Genomic DNA, 20,033 nt, shown 5'->3' on the forward strand with positions numbered 1-20,033 from the left:
AACTGCCGCACTTTTTTTCAAGGAGCAGAGTATGGATCCGCGCAGTGAAGTACTGCTTCGTCAGCCCGAGTTATTCCAGGGTTCGGTGTTGTTGGCCGGTTTGCCCGCCGACGATCTGCTGGGCCGACTGCCCGCTGCCCATGGTTGGTGCTGGCACGCCGGCGACCAGGCCGCGCTGGACGCCCGTTTCGCCGAGCGCAGCCATTTTGGTGTGAACGCCCCCGAGCGTGCGTTTGAAACCGCCGTGGTGTTTTTGCCCAAGTCCAAGGACCTGACCGATTACATCCTCAACGCCCTCGCCTCGCGCCTGGCCGGCCGTGAACTGTATCTGGTCGGTGAAAAACGCAGCGGCATCGAAGGCGCCGCCAAACAACTGAACCCGTTCGGCAAGCCGCGCAAACTCGACAGCGCCCGTCATTGCCAGCTCTGGTTGGTCACCGTGGCCAACGCGCCAGAAGCCAAGTCGCTGGAAAGCCTGGCGCAGACCTATGAACTGCCACTGGCTGAAGGGCCATTGAAAGTCATCAGCCTGCCGGGCGTGTTCAGCCACGGTCGGCTGGATCGCGGCAGCGCACTGCTGCTGGAGCATCTGGACAAGCTGCCGAGCGGCCACTTGCTGGACTTCGGTTGCGGCGCGGGCGTGTTGGGCGCGGCGGTGAAGCGTCGTTATCCGCACAATCAGGTGACCTTGCTCGACGTCGATGCGTTTGCCGCGGCCAGCAGTCGCCTGACCCTGGCGGCCAATGGTCTGGAAGCTGAGGTGATTACCGGCGACGGGATCGACGCTGCACCGATGGGTTTGAGTGCGATTTTGAGCAACCCGCCGTTCCATGTCGGGGTCCATACCGATTACTTCGCTACAGAGAACTTGCTGCGAAAAGCGGCCAAACATCTGAAAAACGGCGGCGAGCTGCGGCTGGTCGCCAACAGCTTCCTGAAGTACCAACCACTGATCGAAGAGCACCTCGGCGTGTGTGCAATCAAGGCCGAGGGACAGGGTTTCCGAATCTACCGGGCCAAACGCGGCTGACAAATAAGTGCTTGCCTAACGGATTTTGCCTAGGCAGAATCCGCTCCGTCCTAGGGGAGTAGTCTCCCACGAGCGCCATGCTCGTCCGGCATACGTCAACATACTTGGTCCTCAGACCATGGCGTATGCGACCCAAGCGTCCGCATCAGACGGTACGCAGGGTTTGACAAGACCTATGACACGAACACCTTACCCGGGGCGGGAAGGCTGTACGTGTCATAGCCGTGTCGACCCGCCCCTTAGGAAAAACCCTGATGATGCTGGATTCACTTCTCGTTCCGACCGCAATCGTTGCCTTGGCCGAAATCGGCGACAAGACGCAACTGCTCGCGCTCATTCTCGCTGCCCGCTTCCGCAAGCCATGGCCAATCATCGCCGGCATCGTCGCCGCGACCCTGGCCAACCACGCCGCCGCCGGTGCCGTCGGTGCCTGGTTCGGCAGCTTCTTCTCGAATGCGACATTGCACTGGATCCTGGCCGCCAGCTTCACCGCGACCGCGTTGTGGACCCTGGTGCCGGACAAGATGGACGACGACGTCAGCACCGCGCGCAAGTTCGGGCCTTTCCTGACCACGCTGATTGCGTTTTTCCTGGCGGAAATGGGTGACAAGACCCAGGTCGCCACCGTGATGCTGGCGGCGCAATACCCGGATCTGTGGCTGGTCATCATCGGCACCACCGCGGGCATGCTGATTGCCAACGTGCCGGTGGTGCTGGCCGGTAACTTTGCGGCGGACAAATTGCCATTGACCCTGATCCGTCGACTGGCGGCGTCGGCGTTCTTCATCCTGGCGATTGTTGCGGTGTACAAGGCGATGCAGAGCAGCGGTTGGGTTTAACCCGGCAAGTCGGTAGACCGCGATATCGTTCGTCATCGGAACGCCGCCCGGAGCCGGCTCACTGCTACAGGGTTAGTGTCGATCACAAAACCAATGTAGGAGTGAGCCGGCTCGCGATGAGGCCCTCACCGGCAATGCAAAAACATCAGGATTTACGCGCGTTCTCGTACAACGGCATCACCTTCGGAATCGCCCCTTGCAACGCCGCGGTCCGACTGCTGGACGAAGGGTGAGTGCTGAGAAACTCCGGTGGAGCCCCTTCGTCCGCCTTGCTCATTTTTTCCCACAGGGTAATCGCCGCATTCGGGTTGTAACCCGCACGTGCCGCCAGCTCCAGACCGATCAGGTCGGCTTCGTTTTCATTGGTGCGGCTGTTGGGCAAGGTCATCAACAGGTTCACGCCGTTATTCCCTACCTCGACAATCGCTGCCGGCGCACCCGCCGCTATGGCCAACTGTTGCATCAGATTCACGCCATAGGATTTGGATAACGCTTCACGGCCGTGCTCGCGCAAGGCGTGGGCGATTTCATGCCCCATCACCGCGGCCAGTTCGTCGTCAGTCAGTTGCAGTTTCTCGATCAGCCCGGTGTACACAATGATCTTGCCGCCAGGACCGCAGTTGGCGTTGAGCTCATCATTTTTGATCAGGTTGACCTCCCACTGCCATTGCGCCGCATCCGGGCGAAACGTCGGCGCCTGGGCGATGAGCCGATCGGCAATTGCTTGAACACGCGCGGCCTCGGTACTGGTCTTGTCGAGGATGTTTTTGTTGGTCGCATCCCCCACGGTCTGCTTGTAGTCCTGCGCGTAAGCCTGATTGACCTGTTCACTCGACAACAAGGTGGTCATGTGTTGCTGGCGCACTACACCGACTTCACCTGCACTGGTCGTGTTGACGGTCTCGCAGCCGTTCAGCAGCAAGGCCGACCCCAACACGCACGCCACCAGAGACTTGTTCATCACGGCACTCCCATAAAGCCGTCACCCGACTCGGGACGACGGCAGTAGCAAAAAATTCATACAGCACTGACTGCCTTGCCGCACAAAGGTTCGGCACCTTTCTGATTGCGACACGGGCACGTCCAAAACAGTCATTTCACTTGCCCCCGCTCATGGCTGTCCGCCCCGCTGCCGATACACCACCGCAGACGTCCTCTTGCGTGCGGAGCACCCATGAAATTCAAGTCGATCCAGTTTTCCGTGGCCGCCCTCGCTGGCGCCATCGTACTTAGCGTAGTCGCCGCACTGGTGCTGTACGCGTTGTTCTCCGGCGCCCGGACGCAAGACATGGTCCAGCAACGGACCCAGGCGCAATTCGAGCAAGTCATTGAACAGCGCCTGACGTCGCTGGCGCAAACCCAGGTCAGCCAGATCCAGCGTGAACTCGAAGCACCCCTGCTGATCGCTGGCGGGCTGGTGCGGGTCAACGCCTTGATCGGCACGCAGGGGCCCGACGGCCAGCCGCTGCTGAATGTGAGCCGCGAGCAGTTGATCAGTCTGATCAAGGAAAACGTGGCCAAGAACCCGAAGATCCTCGGCACCTATATCGGCTGGGAAAAGAACGCTCTCGACCACAACGATGCCGCCTACGTCGACACCAAAGTGACCGGCATCGACGCCAGCAACGGGCGCTTCCTGCCGTGGTGGTTCCGCAACGATGATGGCACCCTCGGCCTGGACAAGCTGGTGGACGTCGACGACCAGAAAACCCTGTCCACCGGTGTGCGCGCCAGCGAGTACTACCTGTGTTCCAAGGAAACCAGAAAATCCTGCGTGATCGATCCGGCGCCTTACAAGGTCGGCGATAAAGTCGTCATGCTCGCCTCCTTTATTGAACCGATCATGCTCAACGGCGCCTTCCAGGGCATCGTCGGCGCCGACCTGTCGGTAAACTTCATTCAGGAAATGCTCCTGGGCGCGAACCAGAAACTGTACAGCGGCGCAGGGGAAATGGCGTTGATCGGCGGTAACGGCCGGATCGTGGCCTACACCAAGGACCCGAGCAAATTCGGCGAGAAGGTCAGCGACATCCTCGACAGCCAGCAGATCGCCAACATGGGCAACCTCAAGCATGGCGAAGTGACCTACACCGTCGACAAGGCCCACGACCGGATCGAGTTGTACCTGCCGTTCGGTATCGGCCAGACCGACGCGCGCTGGACCCTGATGCTGCAATTGCCACTGAATGCGGTGATGGCCGACCTGCAAAAACTCCAGGGTGACCTGAATGCACAGCGCAAATCCGACACCTTCGGCATGGCCATGGTCGGTTTGTTGATCGCCGGTATCGGCTTGCTGGTGATCTGGCTGGTGGGCCACGGCATTGCCCGGCCACTCAAGCAGATGGTGGCGATGCTCGATGACATTGCCAAAGGCGAAGGCGACCTGACGCGCCGCCTGACCAGTGATCGCGCTGACGAACTGGGCTCGATTGCCAAAGGCTTCAACACATTCCTCGCCAAGTTGCAGGCGATGATCACCCAGGTCGTGACGTCGGTGCAGAGTGTCAGCGATTCGTCGGAACACACCGCCGACATCGCCATCCGCACCAACATCGGCGTGCAGAAGCAAATGGCCGAGATCGATCAGGTGGCGACGGCGGTGCATGAAATGACCGCCACCGCCCAGGACGTGGCGCGCAATGCAACCCAGGCCGCGCAAGCCGCCAGCCATGCCGACCAGGCGGCGGCGCAGGGCATGCAGATCGTGCGGGACACCTCGAATTCGATTGGCGTGCTGGCAATAGAAATCGGCAAGGCTGTGGGTGTGGTGCAAACCCTGGCCAAGGACAGCGAAAACATCAACGCGATCCTCACGGCCATTCGCGGGATCGCCGAGCAGACCAACCTGCTGGCCTTGAACGCGGCCATCGAAGCGGCCCGTGCCGGTGAACAGGGCCGTGGTTTTGCGGTGGTGGCCGATGAAGTGCGCAACCTGGCGCAGAAAACCCAGAAGGCCACCGAAGAAATCCAGACCATGATCCAGCAACTGCAACAAGGCACCCGCGACGTGGTGCGAGTCATGGAGGACAGCCAGAACCGTACCGACGAAAGCGTGCAGCACGCGGCGAAAGCCGCCGAGGCGCTGGAGACGATTACTCAGGCGGTGTCGGTGATCAACGACATGAACACGCAGATTGCCAGTGCGGCCGAGGAACAGAGCGCGGTGGCGGATGACATTAACCGCAACGTGATCAACATTGGGCAAGTGGCCAATGAAGTGGCTGGCGGGGCAGATGAATCGAGCGCGGCGAGTGCGGACCTGACCAAGCTGGCTGAACAGCAGCGGCGGTTGATCAACCAGTTCAAGGTTTAGTGTGCAGTGATCGTTCCCAGGCTCTGCGTGGGAACGATCAATCAACCCGGGGTCAAACACTCCGGCGCATTCAACTTCGGATCATTCACCAGATTCGCCAGCACCCGCTCGCGCAACGCCGCCGGTTCGCTGGCCAGCAAGGCCTGCAAGGTATGCAACGGCGTCTCCGGATCCAGCCACGCGGCCTGCCCCGCCTCGTCCAGAATCAACGGCCGACGCTGACTCGCCGCCGGCTGCGTGATCACCGCCGTGCTCAACCACACCTGCTCCTGCACCGGGTACGCTTCCCAGATCGCCGCAAAAAACAACGAAGAGCCCTCCCCCGGCGTCAGCCAGTACGGGCGTTTGCGCGTAGTGCCGCGCCATTCATAGAAACCATTGGCTGGTAGCAGGCAACGGCGCTCGCGAAAGGCCTGGCGAAACATCGGTTGTTCGGCGACGGTTTCAGCCCGGGCATGGGCCGGGGTGCGGGACAGGTCGGTCAGCCACGGTGGTGTCAGGCCCCAACGGGCGCGGGCCAGTTCACGCTGGCCGTCTGCACCGGCACGCAGCATCAACACCGAATCGTTGGGGGAAATATTCCACTGGGCCTGCTGATCGGCAGGGAAACCGGGCAGGGCCGCGAAGGCGGGGTTCCAGCGAAACAAGGCATAACGTCCACACATGGGGCAACACGACTCTGAATAAAACGAACGTCAGCCTAACAGACCAGCGTGCCGGGAAAGCTTTCCGGTTCATCGCCGGGCAGCGGCAGCGCGGCATTGTACGCGGTGATCAGCTCACGGGCGTATTCGGCCTGGTCGTTATCGACGGACAACCCGAGCAGGCCGAAAATCGGCAACTCGCCCGAGCCGCCCAGCAAGTCGCGGCCCACCAGGTGCGCCTCGATGCCTTCGCTGGCGAGCATGCCTTGCAGCAATTCACCTTCCATCAGGTTTTCCGGCTCGTAGATCCGCTGCATGGGCGCCCCTCATTCGTTCTCGCTGAAGACTTCCAGAAACCAGTCTTCGCCATGAACCTGCAATACGAACGTGATCGGCCGACAACACACCTGACAGTCCTCGATGTAGGTCTGATCGCCGCCGGACAGGTCCACCGTCGTCTCGACCTCTTCACCACAATACGGACATTCATACAGTGCGCTTTCCAGCATCGCGGTCTCCCAGGTGACTTGTGCGTATAATCGCCGGTCTATTTGCAGGGCTATTTTTGTCTGGCTATTTTTTCAGACCGTGCCCTGCCGGTTTTTGATCAAAACCTTTACTTACCCTAGCCGTTTCTAACAAGAGAGCATGATGGGCGAATTCGATGCCATCCGACCTTACGACGACAGCGAAGTCCCAGCGGTACTGGACAGGTTGCTTGGCGACAAGGCGTTTCTAGATATCCTCACCCACTTCCGCTTCCCGCGTTTTGCCGGTGCTTTCGGCTGGATGCTCAAACCTCTTATAGCTCATCGGCTGCGTCGCGAGTTCGCTGGCGTGCATTCGGTGGCCACATTGCAGGACAAGGTCGAGATGTACGTCGACCACACCATCGAGCGCGCCACAGACGGTGTCACCTACACCGGCGTCGAGCAGTTCAAGTCCGGCAGCGCCTACCTGTTCATCGCCAACCACCGCGACATCGTGATGGACCCGGCCTTCGTCAACTACGCCGTGTACCACGCCGGCCTGCCGACACCGCGCATCGCGATTGGCGACAACCTGCTGCAAAAGCCGTTCGTCAGCGACCTGATGCGCCTGAACAAGAGCTTCATCGTGCACCGCTCGATCACCGGTCGCCGCGAGAAGATGGCGGCCTATCAACTGCTGTCGGCCTACATCAATCACTCGATCCGCAACGATTGCTCCTCGATCTGGATCGCCCAGGCTGAAGGCCGGGCGAAGGACGGCGACGACCGCACCGAATCGGCCATCCTCAAGATGTTCCACATGAGCCGCAAGGACGAGCCATTCGGCGAAGTCATTCAGTCGCTGAACCTCACCCCTGTGTCGATCAGCTATGAATACGACCCGTGCGATCAGGCCAAGGCCCGCGAGTTGTTCATCCGCGCCACCACCGGCAGCTACACCAAAGTGCCGGGCGAGGACGATGTGAGCATTGCCAAGGGCATCACCGGCTACAAGGGCCGGGTCCACGTGAACTTCGCCGCGCCGATCACCGAGCTGTTCGAAGACACCAAGCAATTGGCGATCGAGATGGACAAGCAAATTCTCGGTGGCTATCGCCTGTTCCCGGTGCATTACCTGGCCTACGCCCAATGGAAAGACGCCGACCCACAATTGCAGGTGCCCAAAGCGTCTGAAGTATTTGCGGCCGACGAACTGGCCAAGGCGCAGGAAGAATGGAACAAGCGCCTTGAGGGCTGCCCCGAGGAACATCGTCCGTTCCTGGTGCTGCAATATGCGACGCCGGTGCGCAATCAGTACCGGGTGAAGACCGGGTTGCCGCTGTAAGGCTTCCGACTGGATACGACAACGGCGCCCTAGGGCGCCGTTTTCATTGCTGCAGTTTTTACTGTCAGACCCGCGTGCTGATCCACGACACCAGCAACGCCAATCCCAGGCAGGCGAAACCGAAACGATAGAAAAAGCGGTTCATGCGCAAGGTCGCCCAATCCAGGGTCGGCTCGACGTTGGGCTGGCGCTGGCGCTGGGACACGATACTGGCCATGGCGCGCTGTTCGCGGCGACGAGTGGCGTGCAGCAGCCAACTGCCGGGGAAGGCCAGCAGCAAGGCCAGCAGATTGACCAGTTTGGCGGGATGGGCGGTAAACAGCGTCATCAAATGCAGTGACATCACGGACCTCAAACAAAACAGGTGTGGCAGGCGCCGAACCGACGACTGCGGCGCGGATTCTACCGAAAGCCTCCCCTCCTGCACCCGCTTTACGACAAATAACTGACCATTTGGCAGATTCCTGACTTGAGTCACAGCTTCGTCATCTGAATCCGTCAGTCTCCCGCCCCACGAAAACAGACATGGATATCGTCATGCTTCACGCTGAAAACCAGGATCGCCTGTACCTCATCTCCCCGAGCGACGAACAACAAAACCTTGTAGGAAGCCTCGCCTTCAATGTTCAGGACCGCCACTGGCTGGTGTATTGCGCGCTGGGCGGGCATCAACATGCGGATTTGCCGGAAGCGGATTTGTTGACCGGAGTGAGTGTGCTGGACTTCTACTCCGAAGCCGCCTGACACAACACATTCCTTGTAGGAACGAGCCTGCTCGCGAAGGCGTCGCGTCAGTCGACATCGACTTTGACTGACTCTCCGCTTTCGCGAGCAGGCTCCCACCGTTGTTCGGTGACGTAGGCATAAATGAAAAAGCCCGGGGCCATTACTGGCTCCGGGCTTTTTTGATTCTGGCGAAAAGTTACTCGCCGAGAACCTGACCCACGGTCGGATCCTTGAACAGACGCGTCAACGCATCGCTCAACACATCGCTGACCAGCTTGGTGTTGGTTTCCTGGTTCGGTGCCATGCCGAAACGCTGGTCCAGGGATGCGCCGTAACGACCGCTGTAACGACGATTGGCGTTCTGCACATCGGAGCGAAAGGTCGCGCCGATGGTCGCTTCAGTCACGTACATGCCTTCTTTAGGCGACTGATATTTCAGCTCGGCCAGGGTCACGGTGATTTGCGGTGCGTTCGGTGCATTGTTGGTCGGGGTAAAGCCCAGCAACCGCACGGCCGCTTCGGCCTGCGCCTGCAGCTTCGGCAGAATCTGTGCGCCCTGCACGGTGATCGCACTGGTTTCCGGGTACAGGCCGCCGCGCGTGCCCAGCGTTGGCGACGGACGACCGTCGACCACGCGCACCACCACTGGCTGGCCATGGCCGACCGGCGCCAGCTGAGTGGTCAGCTTGGGCTCAGGGTTCAGTTGTTGCGGGCTGTGGGCGCAGCCGACGAGGGTCAAACTGGTCACAGTGATTAAACCGAACAACAGGCGTTGCAACATGCGCTTCTCTCCAGAATCAGGCACAAACAGGCTTGCAGTATAGCGGTGGGCCACTGCGGCGAACCAGTGGCCTTCAATCAATACTGAAATGTCTGACAAACCCTTGGGAAAGCGGTTCCTGTCACACATCTGTCATCGCTCATACACTGGCACGTAACGGCTAGTGGGCAAACTCCACTGCAGTCCCCCATCAGGTACTTCGCCATGCGCTACCTCATCTCATTGTTCGCGCCACGCCCGTTGCACCGTTGCTTTGCCCTGCTCGACAGCAATGGTCATTGCCAGGCGTTCAAGCAGTGCAGCCTCCAGCCGATGGGCGATAGCTGGGTCGAAATCGAAGAAATCCGCCTCAACTGGCTGCATCAGCCTCTGCCCCCTAGCGCCCGCGTGAGCACCCGCCAGCCACGCGCACGGGTGCAACATCTGTTGACCACCTGACCGAACGCCTAATAAAAGTCATTAAACACGTCCATTTCCCTGCGTTTCTTAGATACAATCTCCCCCCGATTATAAGGACGTCTCCTGATCGGGCCTCGCAGCATCGTCAATGCCTTGGTATTGACACCCCGCACCGCCCACAGAGAGCCGCCCACACAGATCGAGTGAAGCTGGCGCGCTTGCTGTTCCCTGAGCAAAAACCCCGCTTTTCGCGAATCTGCAGAGCTGTCATTACGCTCGGTCACTGAGCTGTTTGCCCGTTTTGCCTGCCATGTACCCCATGACGGCAATCCATCCGGGCACGGTGCCAGGCTGGGACAGCCCTTTTTTGAGGTTCACGTCTTCAAAAGAGCGTGAAAAAAACGGGTTTTCACAACTTCACAAGAGTGTGGCGAGCAAATGAATAGTTTTGCGTCTGAACATGCACCATTAGCGTCTGAAACAGCCCAACGACACAGGACCGAGCGTTCCTCGAATACCGGAGCCTGAAGCCTGTCCGCTACGGATTTGGTTGCACAAACGGATGTATCGACCATAAGTCGAATTGCCAGTCGCGCGTTCAAATGAGTTCATAGACCTCATTGACCCGGCCGGTAGCGTCCGTCGAAGTTGCAAAAAATTGCGAAGATTCGGACATGGCGATACTGACCATGAGTACCAGGGGCCTCACTGACACGCCCCGGAACGCCTGGCAGCCATGCCGACAATTTGGTGCTGCAGATTTTGGAGACGCGTTAAATGGCGCATAACGAAGCAGTCGACGTAGTACTGGTTGGGGCCGGCATCATGAGTGCCACCCTGGCGGTACTGCTCAAAGAGCTCGACCCCGCGATCAAGCTGGAAGTCGTCGAGCTGATGGATTCCGGTGCTGCGGAGAGTTCCAACCCGTGGAACAACGCCGGTACCGGTCACGCCGGGCTGTGTGAGCTCAACTACACGCCACAGGCGGCTGATGGCACCGTCGACATCAAGAAAGCCGTGCACATCAACACTCAGTTCGAGGTGTCGAAGCAGTTCTGGTCCTACCTGACCAAGAAAGGCACGTTCGGCTCCTGCAAGTCGTTCATCAGCCCGGTGCCGCACCTGAGCTTCGTGCAAGGTGACAGCGGCGTTTCCTTCCTCAAGGAACGCTTCAAGGTGCTGAGCAAGCACCACGCCTTCGCGGACATGGAATACACCGAAGACAAAGCCAAGATGGCCGACTGGATGCCGCTGATGATGCCGGGCCGTCCGGCCGACGAAGTCGTCGCTGCGACCCGCGTGATGAATGGCACAGACGTCAACTTCGGCGCCCTGACCAATCAACTGCTCAAGCACCTGACCAGCGCGCCCGACGCACAGGTCAAGTACTGCAAGCGCGTGACCGGCCTGAAGCGCAACAACGGCGGCTGGACTGTCAGCATCAAGGACGTCAACAGCGGCAACACCCGTGACGTCGACGCGAAATTCGTCTTCCTCGGCGCTGGCGGCGCGGCATTGCCGCTGTTGCAGGCTTCGGGTATCGAAGAAAGCAAAGGCTTCGGCGGCTTCCCGATCAGTGGCCAATGGCTGCGTTGCGACAACCCGGAAGTGGTCAAGCACCACCAGGCCAAGGTGTACAGCCAGGCCGCCGTGGGTTCGCCACCGATGTCTGTGCCGCACCTGGACACCCGTGTCGTCGATGGCAGCAAGTCCCTGTTGTTCGGACCTTACGCCGGGTTCACCACCAAGTTCCTCAAGCACGGTTCCTTCATGGACCTGCCGATGTCGGTTCGCGCCGGCAACATCGGTCCGATGCTGGCCGTGGCGAAAAACAACATGGACCTGACCAAGTACCTGGTCAGCGAAGTGATGCAATCGATGGAACAGCGTCTGGAATCCCTGCGTCGCTTCTACCCGGAAGCGAAAGCCGAAGACTGGCGCCTGGAAGTGGCCGGCCAACGGGTTCAGATCATCAAGAAAGACCCGAAAAAGGGCGGCGTCCTGCAGTTCGGTACCGAACTGGTCGCGGCCAAGGACGGTTCCCTTGCAGCACTGCTTGGCGCTTCTCCAGGTGCTTCGGTGACGGTTTCGATCATGCTTGAGCTGATCGAAAAATGCTTCCCGACCAAAGCGTCTGGTGAGTGGGCGGCCAAACTGGCGGAAATCTTCCCGGCTCGGGAAAAGGTTCTGGAGACCGACGCAGCGCTGTATCGCAAGATCAATGCGCACAACAACGTCGCGCTGGAACTGGTTGAAGCCAGTAATGAGACCGAAAGCTACGCTTGATTCGGCCCCATAAAAAACGCCCCGTTCTCAGTGAGAGCGGGGCGTTTTTTTATGGCCGCGGAAACGGATGATCCGGGTTATTCAGGGCAACAGTTTAACCGCGGGCCTTGGCGATCAGCTCGATGTAGTCGGCCGCGTTGCGCTGATCCTTGATCAGGGCGACGAAGTCATTGCCGTGCTCATCCTTACCGTCCAGGTCCAGGCCAGCCTCGACGAAAAACGTCAGAAAACGCTCGAAGTCATCGATGCGCAGGCCGCGGTAAGCCTTGATCAACTTGTGCAGCGACGGCGAAGTGGCGTCGACTGGCTCGAAATCGAGGAACAACTTGATCTGCTCGTCGCCGATCTCGTCACCAATCACTTGTTTCTTATCTTTACGCATTGCCGACTCCAGCTCGCAGACATTACACGGGGCGGGCAGTTTACCCCTGCCCGGGCACAAGGCTCAACGCGGACGAACAGCACCGGTATGCAGATCAGCCCAGACATGGCCGTTGGCATAGCTCAGGAACTGGCAATACACCGTGTCATTGCGCAACAAGTCGATTACCACACGGTACTGCGCCATCGGGTAAAACAGCGTCAGGGTTTTGCTTTTGTCGTCGTAGATCGGCTTTTTCAGGCTTTTGCTTTCGCCATCGAAGTTGACCAGTACCTGGCTGATGCTCGCGCCCTTATTCAAGGATTTGCCCTTGAGGCGGATCATCACCGGTGACGTGACCGGAATCGGCTGTTGATTGGACTGACGCTGACTGCCGATCACCACTGAATACTCGGTGACCTGCAACAGCTGTTGCTGCTCAGGCTCCGCGTCGCGCAGGGTCAGGTCGTCGGGCGGTAAAAACTGCGCGTGCATCGGCGCCGGCGCGGCCGCCAGAGGCAGGCTGAGGCTCAACAACAGGGCGGCACAGCTGCGGATCAAAAGGCTCATCACGAGCTCCGAAGGCGAGGCCGGATACTCTAGCATGAGGATCAACCGTGTGATTTGGCGATATAGGTCAATACTTCGCAGTAACAGGCTGGCCATGCTGGACGAGCTTTCAGCCGTCGTTCAACAGTGCATCGCCTTCTAGGAAGTGTTCATGACGTTCTCCGTACCCCCGTTGTTCGCGGCCTGGCGTCAGACCTGGCGCGCCGGCTATACCCTCAGACGCTTACGTGGCGACATCAGTGCCGGGTTAACGGTAGGGATTATCGCCATCCCGCTGGCCATGGCCCTGGCGATTGCCGTCGGTGTCCCGCCCCAGCAAGGGTTGTATACGGTACTGATCGCTGCGCCCCTGATCGCCCTGACAGGCGGTTCGCGTTTCAATGTCAGCGGGCCGACCGCCGCGTTCGTGGTCATTCTGCTGCCCATCACCCAACAATATGGCCTGGGCGGCCTGCTGCTCTGCACCCTGCTCGCCGGCATCATCCTCATTGCCCTGGGGCTGATTCGAGCCGGGCGGTTGATTCAGTACATTCCTTATCCGGTCACCCTGGGCTTTACCGCCGGGATCGGCATTGTCATTGCCACCCTGCAATTGAAGGATTTGCTGGGCCTGAACACCGCCGGCCATGCAGAACACTACGTCGAACAGCTGGGCGTGTTGATTCTGGCGTTGCCCAGCGCCCGGCCAGGGGACGGGATCATCGGCATCACATGCCTGGCAGTTCTTATTGTCTGGCCAAAGTGGGTGCCGAGGATTCCGGGGCATCTGATAGCGCTGACCGTCGGCGCGCTCCTGGGGTTGGCGCTGGAGCACAACGGGATGGCGGTGGCGACATTGGGTGAACGTTTCAGCTACATGGTCGAGGGCGTCAGCCATCCCGGCATTCCGCCGTTCCTGCCACGCTTTGATTGGCCGTGGAATCTGCCCGGTCCCGACGGCCAACCTCTGCACCTTTCTTATGACTTGATCCGCCAATTGATGGCGCCGGCGTTCGCCATTGCCATGCTCGGCGCTATCGAATCCTTATTGTGTGCGGTGGTGACAGATGGCATGACCGGCAGCAAACACGACCCCAACGCAGAACTGCTGGGCCAGGGCCTGGGCAACCTGATCGCACCGCTGTTCGGCGGCATTACTGCCACAGCAGCCATTGCCCGAAGTGCCACCAACGTGCGCAGCGGAGCCTATTCGCCACTGGCCGCCATTATTCACAGCGCAGTGGTGCTGATGGCAATACTCGTCCTCGCACCGCTTTTCAGCTACCTGCCGATGGCTGCACTGGCCGCGTTGCTGATAATGGTGGCATGGAACATGAGCGAGGCCCGCCACGTGCTGCATACCTTGCGCATCGCGCCTCGCAGCGATGTGCTGGTCTTGCTGACCTGCCTGAGCCTGACGGTGTTGTTCGACATGGTGATGGCCGTCGCCGTCGGCCTGCTGCTGGCCGCCGGGTTATTCATCAAGCGCATGAGCGACCTCACCGACACCGCCGAACTCCCCCCCGCCTACCATCAGGCCCTGCAGGACATGCCGGAGCATGTTCGCTGCTATGCGATACGCGGGCCACTGTTCTTCGGCGCGGCTGAAAAAGCCCTGGGGGTGCTACGCAAATTCAACCCGGAGGTCAAAGTGGTGATCGTCGAGATGAGCGCCGTGCCGATGCTGGACATGACGGCGCTGGCGGCCTTCGACAATATCCTGAGGGATTACCGCACGGACGGCATCGGCCTGATTCTGGTGGCGACCGCTCCACGGGTGCGCCTGAAGCTCAGGCGCGCGGGCATCCATCGGGAACAGCGTAAGCTGGCCTACGTGAACAACCTGGAGCAGGCTCGTCGCAAAAGCGAACGCTGGCTGGCCGGGGAAAATTGAGGGTACGGCTCAATCAAACTGCGCGCGCATCCACGCCTGATACTCGGCCACACCCGGCTCGCCTTCACGCGGTGCCCACGGAGCAAGCTCACCTTCACCGACCGGCCGATAAGGGCCGGCTTTGCACTCGAACATCACGCTGTCGGCTTCCAGCACGACCAGACCATGAAACACGCCGTGAGGAAGATCAACGCCCACCGATTCGCCAGCCGCTTGCAGAACGCGCGTGTGGATAACGCCTCCAGACTCATCAAAAATCAACAGACCGAGACGCCCCCGCAGCACCAACAGCGTTTCCGCCTTGTCATCACTCAGATGCCGATGAGGGGGAATATACGTACTTGGCTGCAAACCCACGGCCATGCGATGGCACGGTTCCTCCATCCGATGAAAGTTGTGATGCTGGCGCCCGCGCGGATTGTCCGCAGCTTTCTCGGCCAATTCGGTGAATAACGTTTGATCAAGAAAGCTCGGCGTGGCCAATGATTACATCCCTTTAACAGCAAAAATTCCGTTGGCATTACGCCAGTAACCCTTGTAGTCCATGCCGTAACCGAAAATGTAACGGTCGATGCACGGCAGGCCGACGAAATCGGCTTTCAGGTCCGGACGAGCCTTGCGGTCGTGGTCCTTGTCGATCAGCACGGCGGTGTGCACTTTGCGCGCGCCGGCGTGTTTGCAGAAGTCGATGATCGCGCCCAGGGTGTGACCTTCATCGAGGATGTCGTCGATGATCAGCACGTCACGATCGATGAACGACACTTCCGGCTTGGCTTTCCAGAACAGGTCGCCGCCGCTGGTTTCGTTGCGATAGCGGGTGGCGTGCAGGTAAGAAGCTTCCAGCGGGAAGTGCAGGTGCGTCAGCAGCTTGCCGGAGAAAATCAGGCCGCCGTTCATCACACAGAACACCACCGGGTTGGAATCCGCCAGTTGATCGTTGATTTGTGCACCGACGCGGGCGATGGCCGCCTCGACTTCAGCTTCGGTGTACAGGCAGTCAGCCTCTCGCATGATTTGACGGATATGCTCGAGATCAGCGGACATGGCGCTCTCCAAGGGGGGTGGCGGACAGGAAAAGCGGGCAAAGGTACGCATCCCGCACGGCCAGATCAAGCGTTTGTGGACTAACGTACTGTATGTCTATAGGACAACACCCTCGGATAGATTAATCTAGGCCGGTTTTTTTGCCCGCCGCCGGAGCCTTTCCCATGCCCATCCTCGAGATCCGCCACCCGCTGATCCGTCATAAACTTGGCCTCATGCGCCGTGCAGATATCAGCACCAAGAATTTCCGTGAGCTCGCTCAGGAAGTCGGCGCCCTGCTGACCTATGAAGCCACCAAAGACCTGCCGCTGGAAGCCTACGACATTGAAGGCTGGTGCGGCACCGTGTCGGTCGAGAAAATCGCCGGCAAGAAGATTACTGTAGTCCCGATCCTGCGCGCCGGTATCGGCATGCTCGAAGGCGTGCTGAGCCTGATCCCGGGCGCCAAGGTCAGCGCCGTGGGCGTAGCCCGCAACGAACAGACCCTGCAGGCCCACACCTACCTGGAAAAACTGGTCCCGGAAATCAACGAGCGCCTGGCGATGATCATCGACCCGATGCTCGCTACCGGCAGCTCCATGGTCGCCACCATCGACCTGCTGAAAAAGGCCGGCTGCCGCGACATCCGCGCCATGGTGCTGGTCGCCGCGCCGGAAGGCATCGCCGCCGTGGAGAAGGCTCACCCGGACGTGACCATCTACACCGCCTCCATTGATGAAAAACTGAACGAACACGGTTACATCATTCCGGGCCTGGGCGATGCCGGTGACAAAATCTTCGGCACCAAGCAGAAGGACGCTTGAGCATGCAGCAAGAGTTCAACGATCCGCTCTGGCGCACGGTGCTGTCGGGTGCACAGATGCTGTTCGTGGCCTTCGGCGCCCTGGTGTTGATGCCGCTGATTACCGGCCTCGACCCGAACGTCGCGTTGTTCACTGCGGGCCTGGGGACGATTCTGTTTCAGATCGTCACCGGGCGTCAGGTGCCGGTGTTCCTGGCGTCGAGCTTTGCCTTCATCACCCCGATCATTCTCGCCAAGGGCCAATTCGGCCTCGCCGCGACCATGGGCGGCGTGATGGCGGCCGGTTTCGTCTACACCTTTCTCGGACTGGCCGTGAAGATCAAAGGCACCGGGTTCATCGACCGCTTGCTGCCACCGGTGGTGATTGGCCCGGTGATCATCTCCATCGGCCTGGCCATGGCGCCGATTGCCGCCAACATGGCAATGGGCAAGGCCGGCGACGGCACTGAGCTGATTCATTACCAGACGGCGATGCTGATCTCGATGCCGGCGCTGCTGACCACCCTGATCGTTGCGGTGTTCGGCAAAGGCATTTTCCGCCTGGTGCCGATCATTTCCGGCGTGCTGGTCGGTTTTGCCATGGCCTTCTATTTCGGCGTCGTGGATACCGCGAAGATTGCCGCGGCCCCGTGGTTTGCGATTCCGCACTTCACCGCGCCGGAGTTCAACTGGCAGGCGATTCTGTTCATCGTTCCGGTAGCGTTGGCCCCGGCCATCGAGCACATCGGCGGCGTGATTGCCGTCGGTAGCGTGACCGGCCGCGATTACCTGAAGAAGCCCGGCCTGCACCGCACCCTGCTCGGCGATGGCATTGCCACCACCGCAGCCGGCCTGTTCGGCGGTCCACCCAACACCACGTACGCCGAAGTGACGGGCGCGGTGATGCTGACCAAGAACTACAACCCGAAAATCATGACCTGGGCGGCGATCTTCGCCATCAGCCTGGCGTTCATCGGCAAGTTCGGCGCGCTGTTGCAAAGCATTCCGGTGCCGGTGATGGGCGGGATTCTCTGCCTGTTGTTCGGTTCGATTGCGGCCGTGGGCATGAACACGCTGATTCGCCACAAGATCGATCTGGGCGAAGCGCGCAATCTGGTGATTGTGTCGGTGACCCTGGTGTTCGGGATTGGCGGTGTGCTGGTCGGCACCGGGACTGGCCCGGACGACTTCGGCCTCAAAGGCATCGCGCTGTGCGCGGTGGTGGCGATTGCGCTGAACCTGTTGCTGCCGGGGAATGACAGCTGGAAGCACAAGAAGGCGGATGAGCCGCTTCTGTAACAGCTGATCCTGTGGCGAGGGAGCTTGCTCCCGCTGGGTCGCGAAGCGGCCCCAAAATCTCGCAGTTAATGAAGATTTTGTGAGTGCTGCGCACTCAAACGGGAGCAAGCTCCCTCGCCACAGTTTGTCTTCTTACAACGCCAACGGCGCCCTTTCACACAAGGCACTCAACGCCCGCGCCCACTGCGGATCATCGTTGAGGCAAGGTACCAGCACCAATTCCTCGCCCCCCGCCTCGCGGAACAATTCCTTCCCGCGATCACCGATTTCCTCAAGCGTCTCGATGCAATCGGCAACGAACGCGGGGCACATCACTAGCACCTTCTTCACGCCCATTCCCGCCAGCTCATCGAGGCGCGCTTCGGTGTAGGGTTCGATCCATTTCGCCCGGCCCAAACGCGACTGGAACGACACCGACCATTTACCGTCCGGCAGCCCCAGCCGTTTGGCAAACTCGGAGGCAGTACGCAGGCATTGGGCGCGGTAGCAGGTCGCCAATACTTCTGGCGAAGCGTTCTGGCAGCAATTATCGCTTTTGAAGCAATGATGGCCGGTAGGGTCGATCTTGGTCAGGTGCCGCTCCGGCAAACCGTGGAAGCTCAGCAACAGGTGATCGTAATCCTGCTGCAAATAAGGCTTCGCGCTGGCGACCAACGCGTCGAGGTATTCCGGTTGATCGTAAAAAGGCTGGAGAACCGAAAACTGTACGTCGAGCTGCTTCTCACGCACTACCCGCCTGGCTTCCTCAATCACCGTCGTCACGGTGCTGTCGGCGAACTGAGGATAAAGCGGAGCGAGCGTGATTTTTTTGTGGCCCTGGGCGGCCAGCTGAACCAGTTTCGTCTCAATCGACGGCTCACCGTAGCGCATCGCCAGCTCTACCGGCCCATGGCTCCACTGGGCAGTCATGGCCTGTTGCAGGCGACGGCTGAGTACCACCAGGGGAGAGCCCTCCTCCCACCAGATCGACGCGTAGGCGTGGGCTGACTGCTCCGGGCGTTTGATCAGGATCAGCGACACCAGCAAGCGTCGCACCGGCCATGGCAGGTCGATCACATACGGGTCCATCAAAAATTGATTGAGGTAGCTGCGCACATCCGCCACCGAGGTGGAGGCCGGTGAACCCAGGTTAACCAGAAGCAATGCGTGATCGGTCATGCAACGTCCTATTTCAAAGGCGGCTGGACAGGTCGTCCAGGGCCGCGCGCAAATCGGTGAACTGGAAAGTGAAACCCGCGTCCAGCGCGCGAACCGGCAGGGCCTTCTGCCCACCCAGCAACAACAACGACAACTCGCCAAGCCCCACTTTCAACGCCAGGGCTGGCATGGGCATGAACGCCGGGCGGTGCAGCACGCTGCCCAACGTCTTGGCAAATTCGCGATTGCGCACCGGTTTTGGCGCGCAGGCATTATAAGGACCGCTAGCGTCATTCTGATGCAGAAGAAAATCAATCAGGGCGATTTGATCGTTGATATGAATCCATGGCATCCACTGCCGACCGCTACCGATCGGCCCGCCCAGCCCCAGTTTGAACGGCAGCAACAGCCGCGACAAAAAGCCGCCCTCGGCCGACAACACCAACCCGGTACGAATCAGCACGACACGCAACCCCAAGGCTTCGGCACGCTGGGCGGTTTCTTCCCAGGCGACGCACAACTGGCTGGCGAAATCATCGATGACCGGGGGCGATGCCTCGGTCAGCTCACGCTCCCCTCCATCGCCATACCAGCCCACCGCAGAACCGGACATCAACAGCGAAGGCTTTTGCTCGCGTTTTTCGAGCCACGCCAGCAGCGTTTCCGTCAGGGTGATGCGGCTGCTCCAGAGCAACGCCTTGCGCTTGTGCGTCCAGGGCCGATCGGCAATCGGTGCGCCTGCCAGATTGATAATGGCGTCCAGCGGTGCCTGATCGAGGTCCTCCAGCCGGGCAATACCCTTCACTTGAGAGCCGCAGATTTTCGCGACTTTTTCTGGCTTGCGACTCCAGACCGTCAGGCTGTGCCCCTGACTCAACCAGTGTCTGCAGAGCTGACGTCCTATCAAACCAGTACCGCCGGTCAGCAATATGTGCATGACTTCTTCCTCGCGTGGCGTTTAACCCTGATCACTAGTCTATTTTTATAAGCAGGGATCTTTGGTATCGGGCATGTCCTGTGTTTAACAATAGGCCAAGCTGTCAGATCGAGAACGCTAGAAGTTATACCAAAAAACAATATTGTACAGGTTTGACCCACAGCGTAGTCTGTACAGAAAGGTAAACGAGGCCCC

22 protein-coding genes, 1 pseudogene and 1 riboswitch are annotated in these 20,033 nt (G+C 59.8%); of the genes and pseudogenes, 11 read left to right on the plus strand and 12 right to left on the minus strand.

What is annotated here, in order from left to right; genetic code table 11:
• Positions 1 to 31: 31 nt before the first annotated feature.
• Together SB725_RS28715 and SB725_RS28720 are read left to right on the plus strand one after the other, a co-directional pair.
• The gene (locus tag SB725_RS28715) at positions 32 to 1,030 is read left to right on the plus strand and encodes a class I SAM-dependent methyltransferase (protein WP_027925989.1); all 999 of its coding nucleotides are present in this window, start codon (positions 32 to 34) and stop codon (positions 1,028 to 1,030) included.
• A gap of 41 nt (positions 1,031 to 1,071) precedes the next feature.
• A riboswitch (yybP-ykoY riboswitch) is annotated at positions 1,072 to 1,194 on the plus strand.
• 93 nt (positions 1,195 to 1,287) lie between these two features.
• Entirely contained in the window at positions 1,288 to 1,869 is a 582-nt protein-coding gene (locus SB725_RS28720) for a TMEM165/GDT1 family protein (RefSeq protein ID WP_027925988.1), read from the plus strand.
• Positions 1,870 to 2,014: 145 nt separating this feature from the next.
• Here the strand turns inward: SB725_RS28720 and SB725_RS28725 are convergent, their stop codons facing one another.
• Entirely contained in the window at positions 2,015 to 2,830 is an 816-nt protein-coding gene (locus SB725_RS28725; protein ID WP_027925987.1) for a M48 family metallopeptidase, read from the minus strand.
• A 1,302-nt stretch (positions 2,831 to 4,132) separates the two neighbouring features.
• On the opposite strand from SB725_RS28725, the pseudogene SB725_RS28730 reads away from it, so the two are divergent.
• A pseudogene (locus SB725_RS28730) lies at positions 4,133 to 4,330 on the plus strand (HAMP domain-containing protein); the annotation flags it as partial.
• A 111-nt stretch (positions 4,331 to 4,441) separates the two neighbouring features.
• Positions 4,442 to 5,185 carry a methyl-accepting chemotaxis protein gene (locus tag SB725_RS28735; protein WP_370693218.1) on the plus strand — a complete coding sequence of 248 codons (744 nt, stop codon included), beginning with the start codon at positions 4,442 to 4,444 and terminating at the stop codon, positions 5,183 to 5,185.
• A 41-nt stretch (positions 5,186 to 5,226) separates the two neighbouring features.
• Here SB725_RS28735 and SB725_RS28740 read toward each other — a convergent pair whose 3' ends face one another.
• From SB725_RS28740 to SB725_RS28750, 3 genes are read right to left on the minus strand one after another with little or no spacing between them, the layout of a single operon-like run.
• Positions 5,227 to 5,850 (minus strand): SOS response-associated peptidase, encoded by a 624-nt coding sequence (locus SB725_RS28740; RefSeq protein WP_027925985.1) that lies wholly within the window; start codon positions 5,848 to 5,850, stop codon positions 5,227 to 5,229.
• A 35-nt stretch (positions 5,851 to 5,885) separates the two neighbouring features.
• Positions 5,886 to 6,146 carry a putative signal transducing protein gene (locus SB725_RS28745; RefSeq protein WP_027925984.1) on the minus strand — a complete coding sequence of 87 codons (261 nt, stop codon included), beginning with the start codon at positions 6,144 to 6,146 and terminating at the stop codon, positions 5,886 to 5,888.
• A gap of 9 nt (positions 6,147 to 6,155) precedes the next feature.
• Positions 6,156 to 6,338 carry a CPXCG motif-containing cysteine-rich protein gene (locus SB725_RS28750; RefSeq protein WP_020799766.1) on the minus strand — a complete coding sequence of 61 codons (183 nt, stop codon included), beginning with the start codon at positions 6,336 to 6,338 and terminating at the stop codon, positions 6,156 to 6,158.
• 142 nt (positions 6,339 to 6,480) lie between these two features.
• Here SB725_RS28750 and SB725_RS28755 point away from each other — a divergent pair, with 142 nt between their 5' ends.
• Positions 6,481 to 7,644, plus strand: a complete 1,164-nt coding sequence (locus tag SB725_RS28755) for a 1-acyl-sn-glycerol-3-phosphate acyltransferase (RefSeq protein ID WP_410922926.1) — start codon at positions 6,481 to 6,483, stop codon at positions 7,642 to 7,644.
• Between the two features lie 64 nt (positions 7,645 to 7,708).
• Here SB725_RS28755 and SB725_RS28760 read toward each other — a convergent pair whose 3' ends face one another.
• On the minus strand, positions 7,709 to 7,987 hold the full coding sequence (locus SB725_RS28760; protein WP_027925982.1) for a hypothetical protein: 279 nt from the start codon (positions 7,985 to 7,987) through the stop codon (positions 7,709 to 7,711).
• A 194-nt stretch (positions 7,988 to 8,181) separates the two neighbouring features.
• Between SB725_RS28760 and SB725_RS28765 the strand changes: the two genes are divergently transcribed.
• The gene (locus SB725_RS28765) at positions 8,182 to 8,388 is read left to right on the plus strand and encodes a hypothetical protein (protein WP_027925981.1); all 207 of its coding nucleotides are present in this window, start codon (positions 8,182 to 8,184) and stop codon (positions 8,386 to 8,388) included.
• 178 nt (positions 8,389 to 8,566) lie between these two features.
• Here SB725_RS28765 and SB725_RS28770 read toward each other — a convergent pair whose 3' ends face one another.
• A complete protein-coding gene (locus SB725_RS28770) occupies positions 8,567 to 9,151 on the minus strand; it encodes a YajG family lipoprotein (RefSeq protein ID WP_027925980.1) in 585 nt (194 codons plus the stop codon).
• A gap of 204 nt (positions 9,152 to 9,355) precedes the next feature.
• Here SB725_RS28770 and SB725_RS28775 point away from each other — a divergent pair, with 204 nt between their 5' ends.
• Both SB725_RS28775 and mqo read left to right on the plus strand, forming a co-directional pair.
• Positions 9,356 to 9,589 carry a hypothetical protein gene (locus SB725_RS28775; RefSeq protein WP_027925979.1) on the plus strand — a complete coding sequence of 78 codons (234 nt, stop codon included), beginning with the start codon at positions 9,356 to 9,358 and terminating at the stop codon, positions 9,587 to 9,589.
• Between the two features lie 738 nt (positions 9,590 to 10,327).
• Positions 10,328 to 11,836, plus strand: coding sequence for a malate dehydrogenase (quinone) (mqo, locus tag SB725_RS28780; RefSeq protein ID WP_027925978.1), 1,509 nt, complete (start codon positions 10,328 to 10,330; stop codon positions 11,834 to 11,836).
• Positions 11,837 to 11,930: 94 nt separating this feature from the next.
• Here mqo and SB725_RS28785 read toward each other — a convergent pair whose 3' ends face one another.
• Together SB725_RS28785 and SB725_RS28790 are read right to left on the minus strand one after the other, a co-directional pair.
• A complete protein-coding gene (locus tag SB725_RS28785) occupies positions 11,931 to 12,218 on the minus strand; it encodes a PA4642 family protein (RefSeq protein WP_027925977.1) in 288 nt (95 codons plus the stop codon).
• Positions 12,219 to 12,281: 63 nt separating this feature from the next.
• A complete protein-coding gene (locus SB725_RS28790) occupies positions 12,282 to 12,767 on the minus strand; it encodes a hypothetical protein (protein WP_027925976.1) in 486 nt (161 codons plus the stop codon).
• 151 nt (positions 12,768 to 12,918) lie between these two features.
• Here SB725_RS28790 and dauA point away from each other — a divergent pair, with 151 nt between their 5' ends.
• A complete protein-coding gene (gene dauA, locus SB725_RS28795; RefSeq protein WP_410922927.1) occupies positions 12,919 to 14,640 on the plus strand; it encodes a C4-dicarboxylic acid transporter DauA in 1,722 nt (573 codons plus the stop codon).
• A gap of 9 nt (positions 14,641 to 14,649) precedes the next feature.
• Here the strand turns inward: dauA and SB725_RS28800 are convergent, their stop codons facing one another.
• Positions 14,650 to 15,123: a WbuC family cupin fold metalloprotein gene (locus SB725_RS28800; RefSeq protein WP_027925974.1), complete on the minus strand. Its 474-nt coding sequence runs from the start codon at positions 15,121 to 15,123 to the stop codon at positions 14,650 to 14,652.
• Positions 15,124 to 15,126: 3 nt separating this feature from the next.
• Entirely contained in the window at positions 15,127 to 15,684 is a 558-nt protein-coding gene (locus tag SB725_RS28805; RefSeq protein ID WP_027925973.1) for a hypoxanthine-guanine phosphoribosyltransferase, read from the minus strand.
• Between the two features lie 164 nt (positions 15,685 to 15,848).
• Here SB725_RS28805 and upp point away from each other — a divergent pair, with 164 nt between their 5' ends.
• A complete protein-coding gene (upp, locus tag SB725_RS28810; RefSeq protein ID WP_027925972.1) occupies positions 15,849 to 16,487 on the plus strand; it encodes a uracil phosphoribosyltransferase in 639 nt (212 codons plus the stop codon).
• Positions 16,488 to 16,489: 2 nt separating this feature from the next.
• Positions 16,490 to 17,764 (plus strand): uracil-xanthine permease family protein, encoded by a 1,275-nt coding sequence (locus SB725_RS28815; RefSeq protein ID WP_027925971.1) that lies wholly within the window; start codon positions 16,490 to 16,492, stop codon positions 17,762 to 17,764.
• A gap of 132 nt (positions 17,765 to 17,896) precedes the next feature.
• On the opposite strand, the gene hemH is transcribed toward SB725_RS28815, so the two are convergent.
• Positions 17,897 to 18,922, minus strand: a complete 1,026-nt coding sequence (gene hemH / locus SB725_RS28820; protein ID WP_027925970.1) for a ferrochelatase — start codon at positions 18,920 to 18,922, stop codon at positions 17,897 to 17,899.
• Between the two features lie 13 nt (positions 18,923 to 18,935).
• Positions 18,936 to 19,838: a TIGR01777 family oxidoreductase gene (locus tag SB725_RS28825; protein ID WP_194940621.1), complete on the minus strand. Its 903-nt coding sequence runs from the start codon at positions 19,836 to 19,838 to the stop codon at positions 18,936 to 18,938.
• Between the last annotated feature and the right edge of the window lie 195 nt (positions 19,839 to 20,033).

Source organism: Pseudomonas sp. SIMBA_041 (assembly GCF_046535095.1).
Taxonomy (GTDB): Bacteria; Pseudomonadota; Gammaproteobacteria; order Pseudomonadales; family Pseudomonadaceae; genus Aquipseudomonas; species Aquipseudomonas mucoides.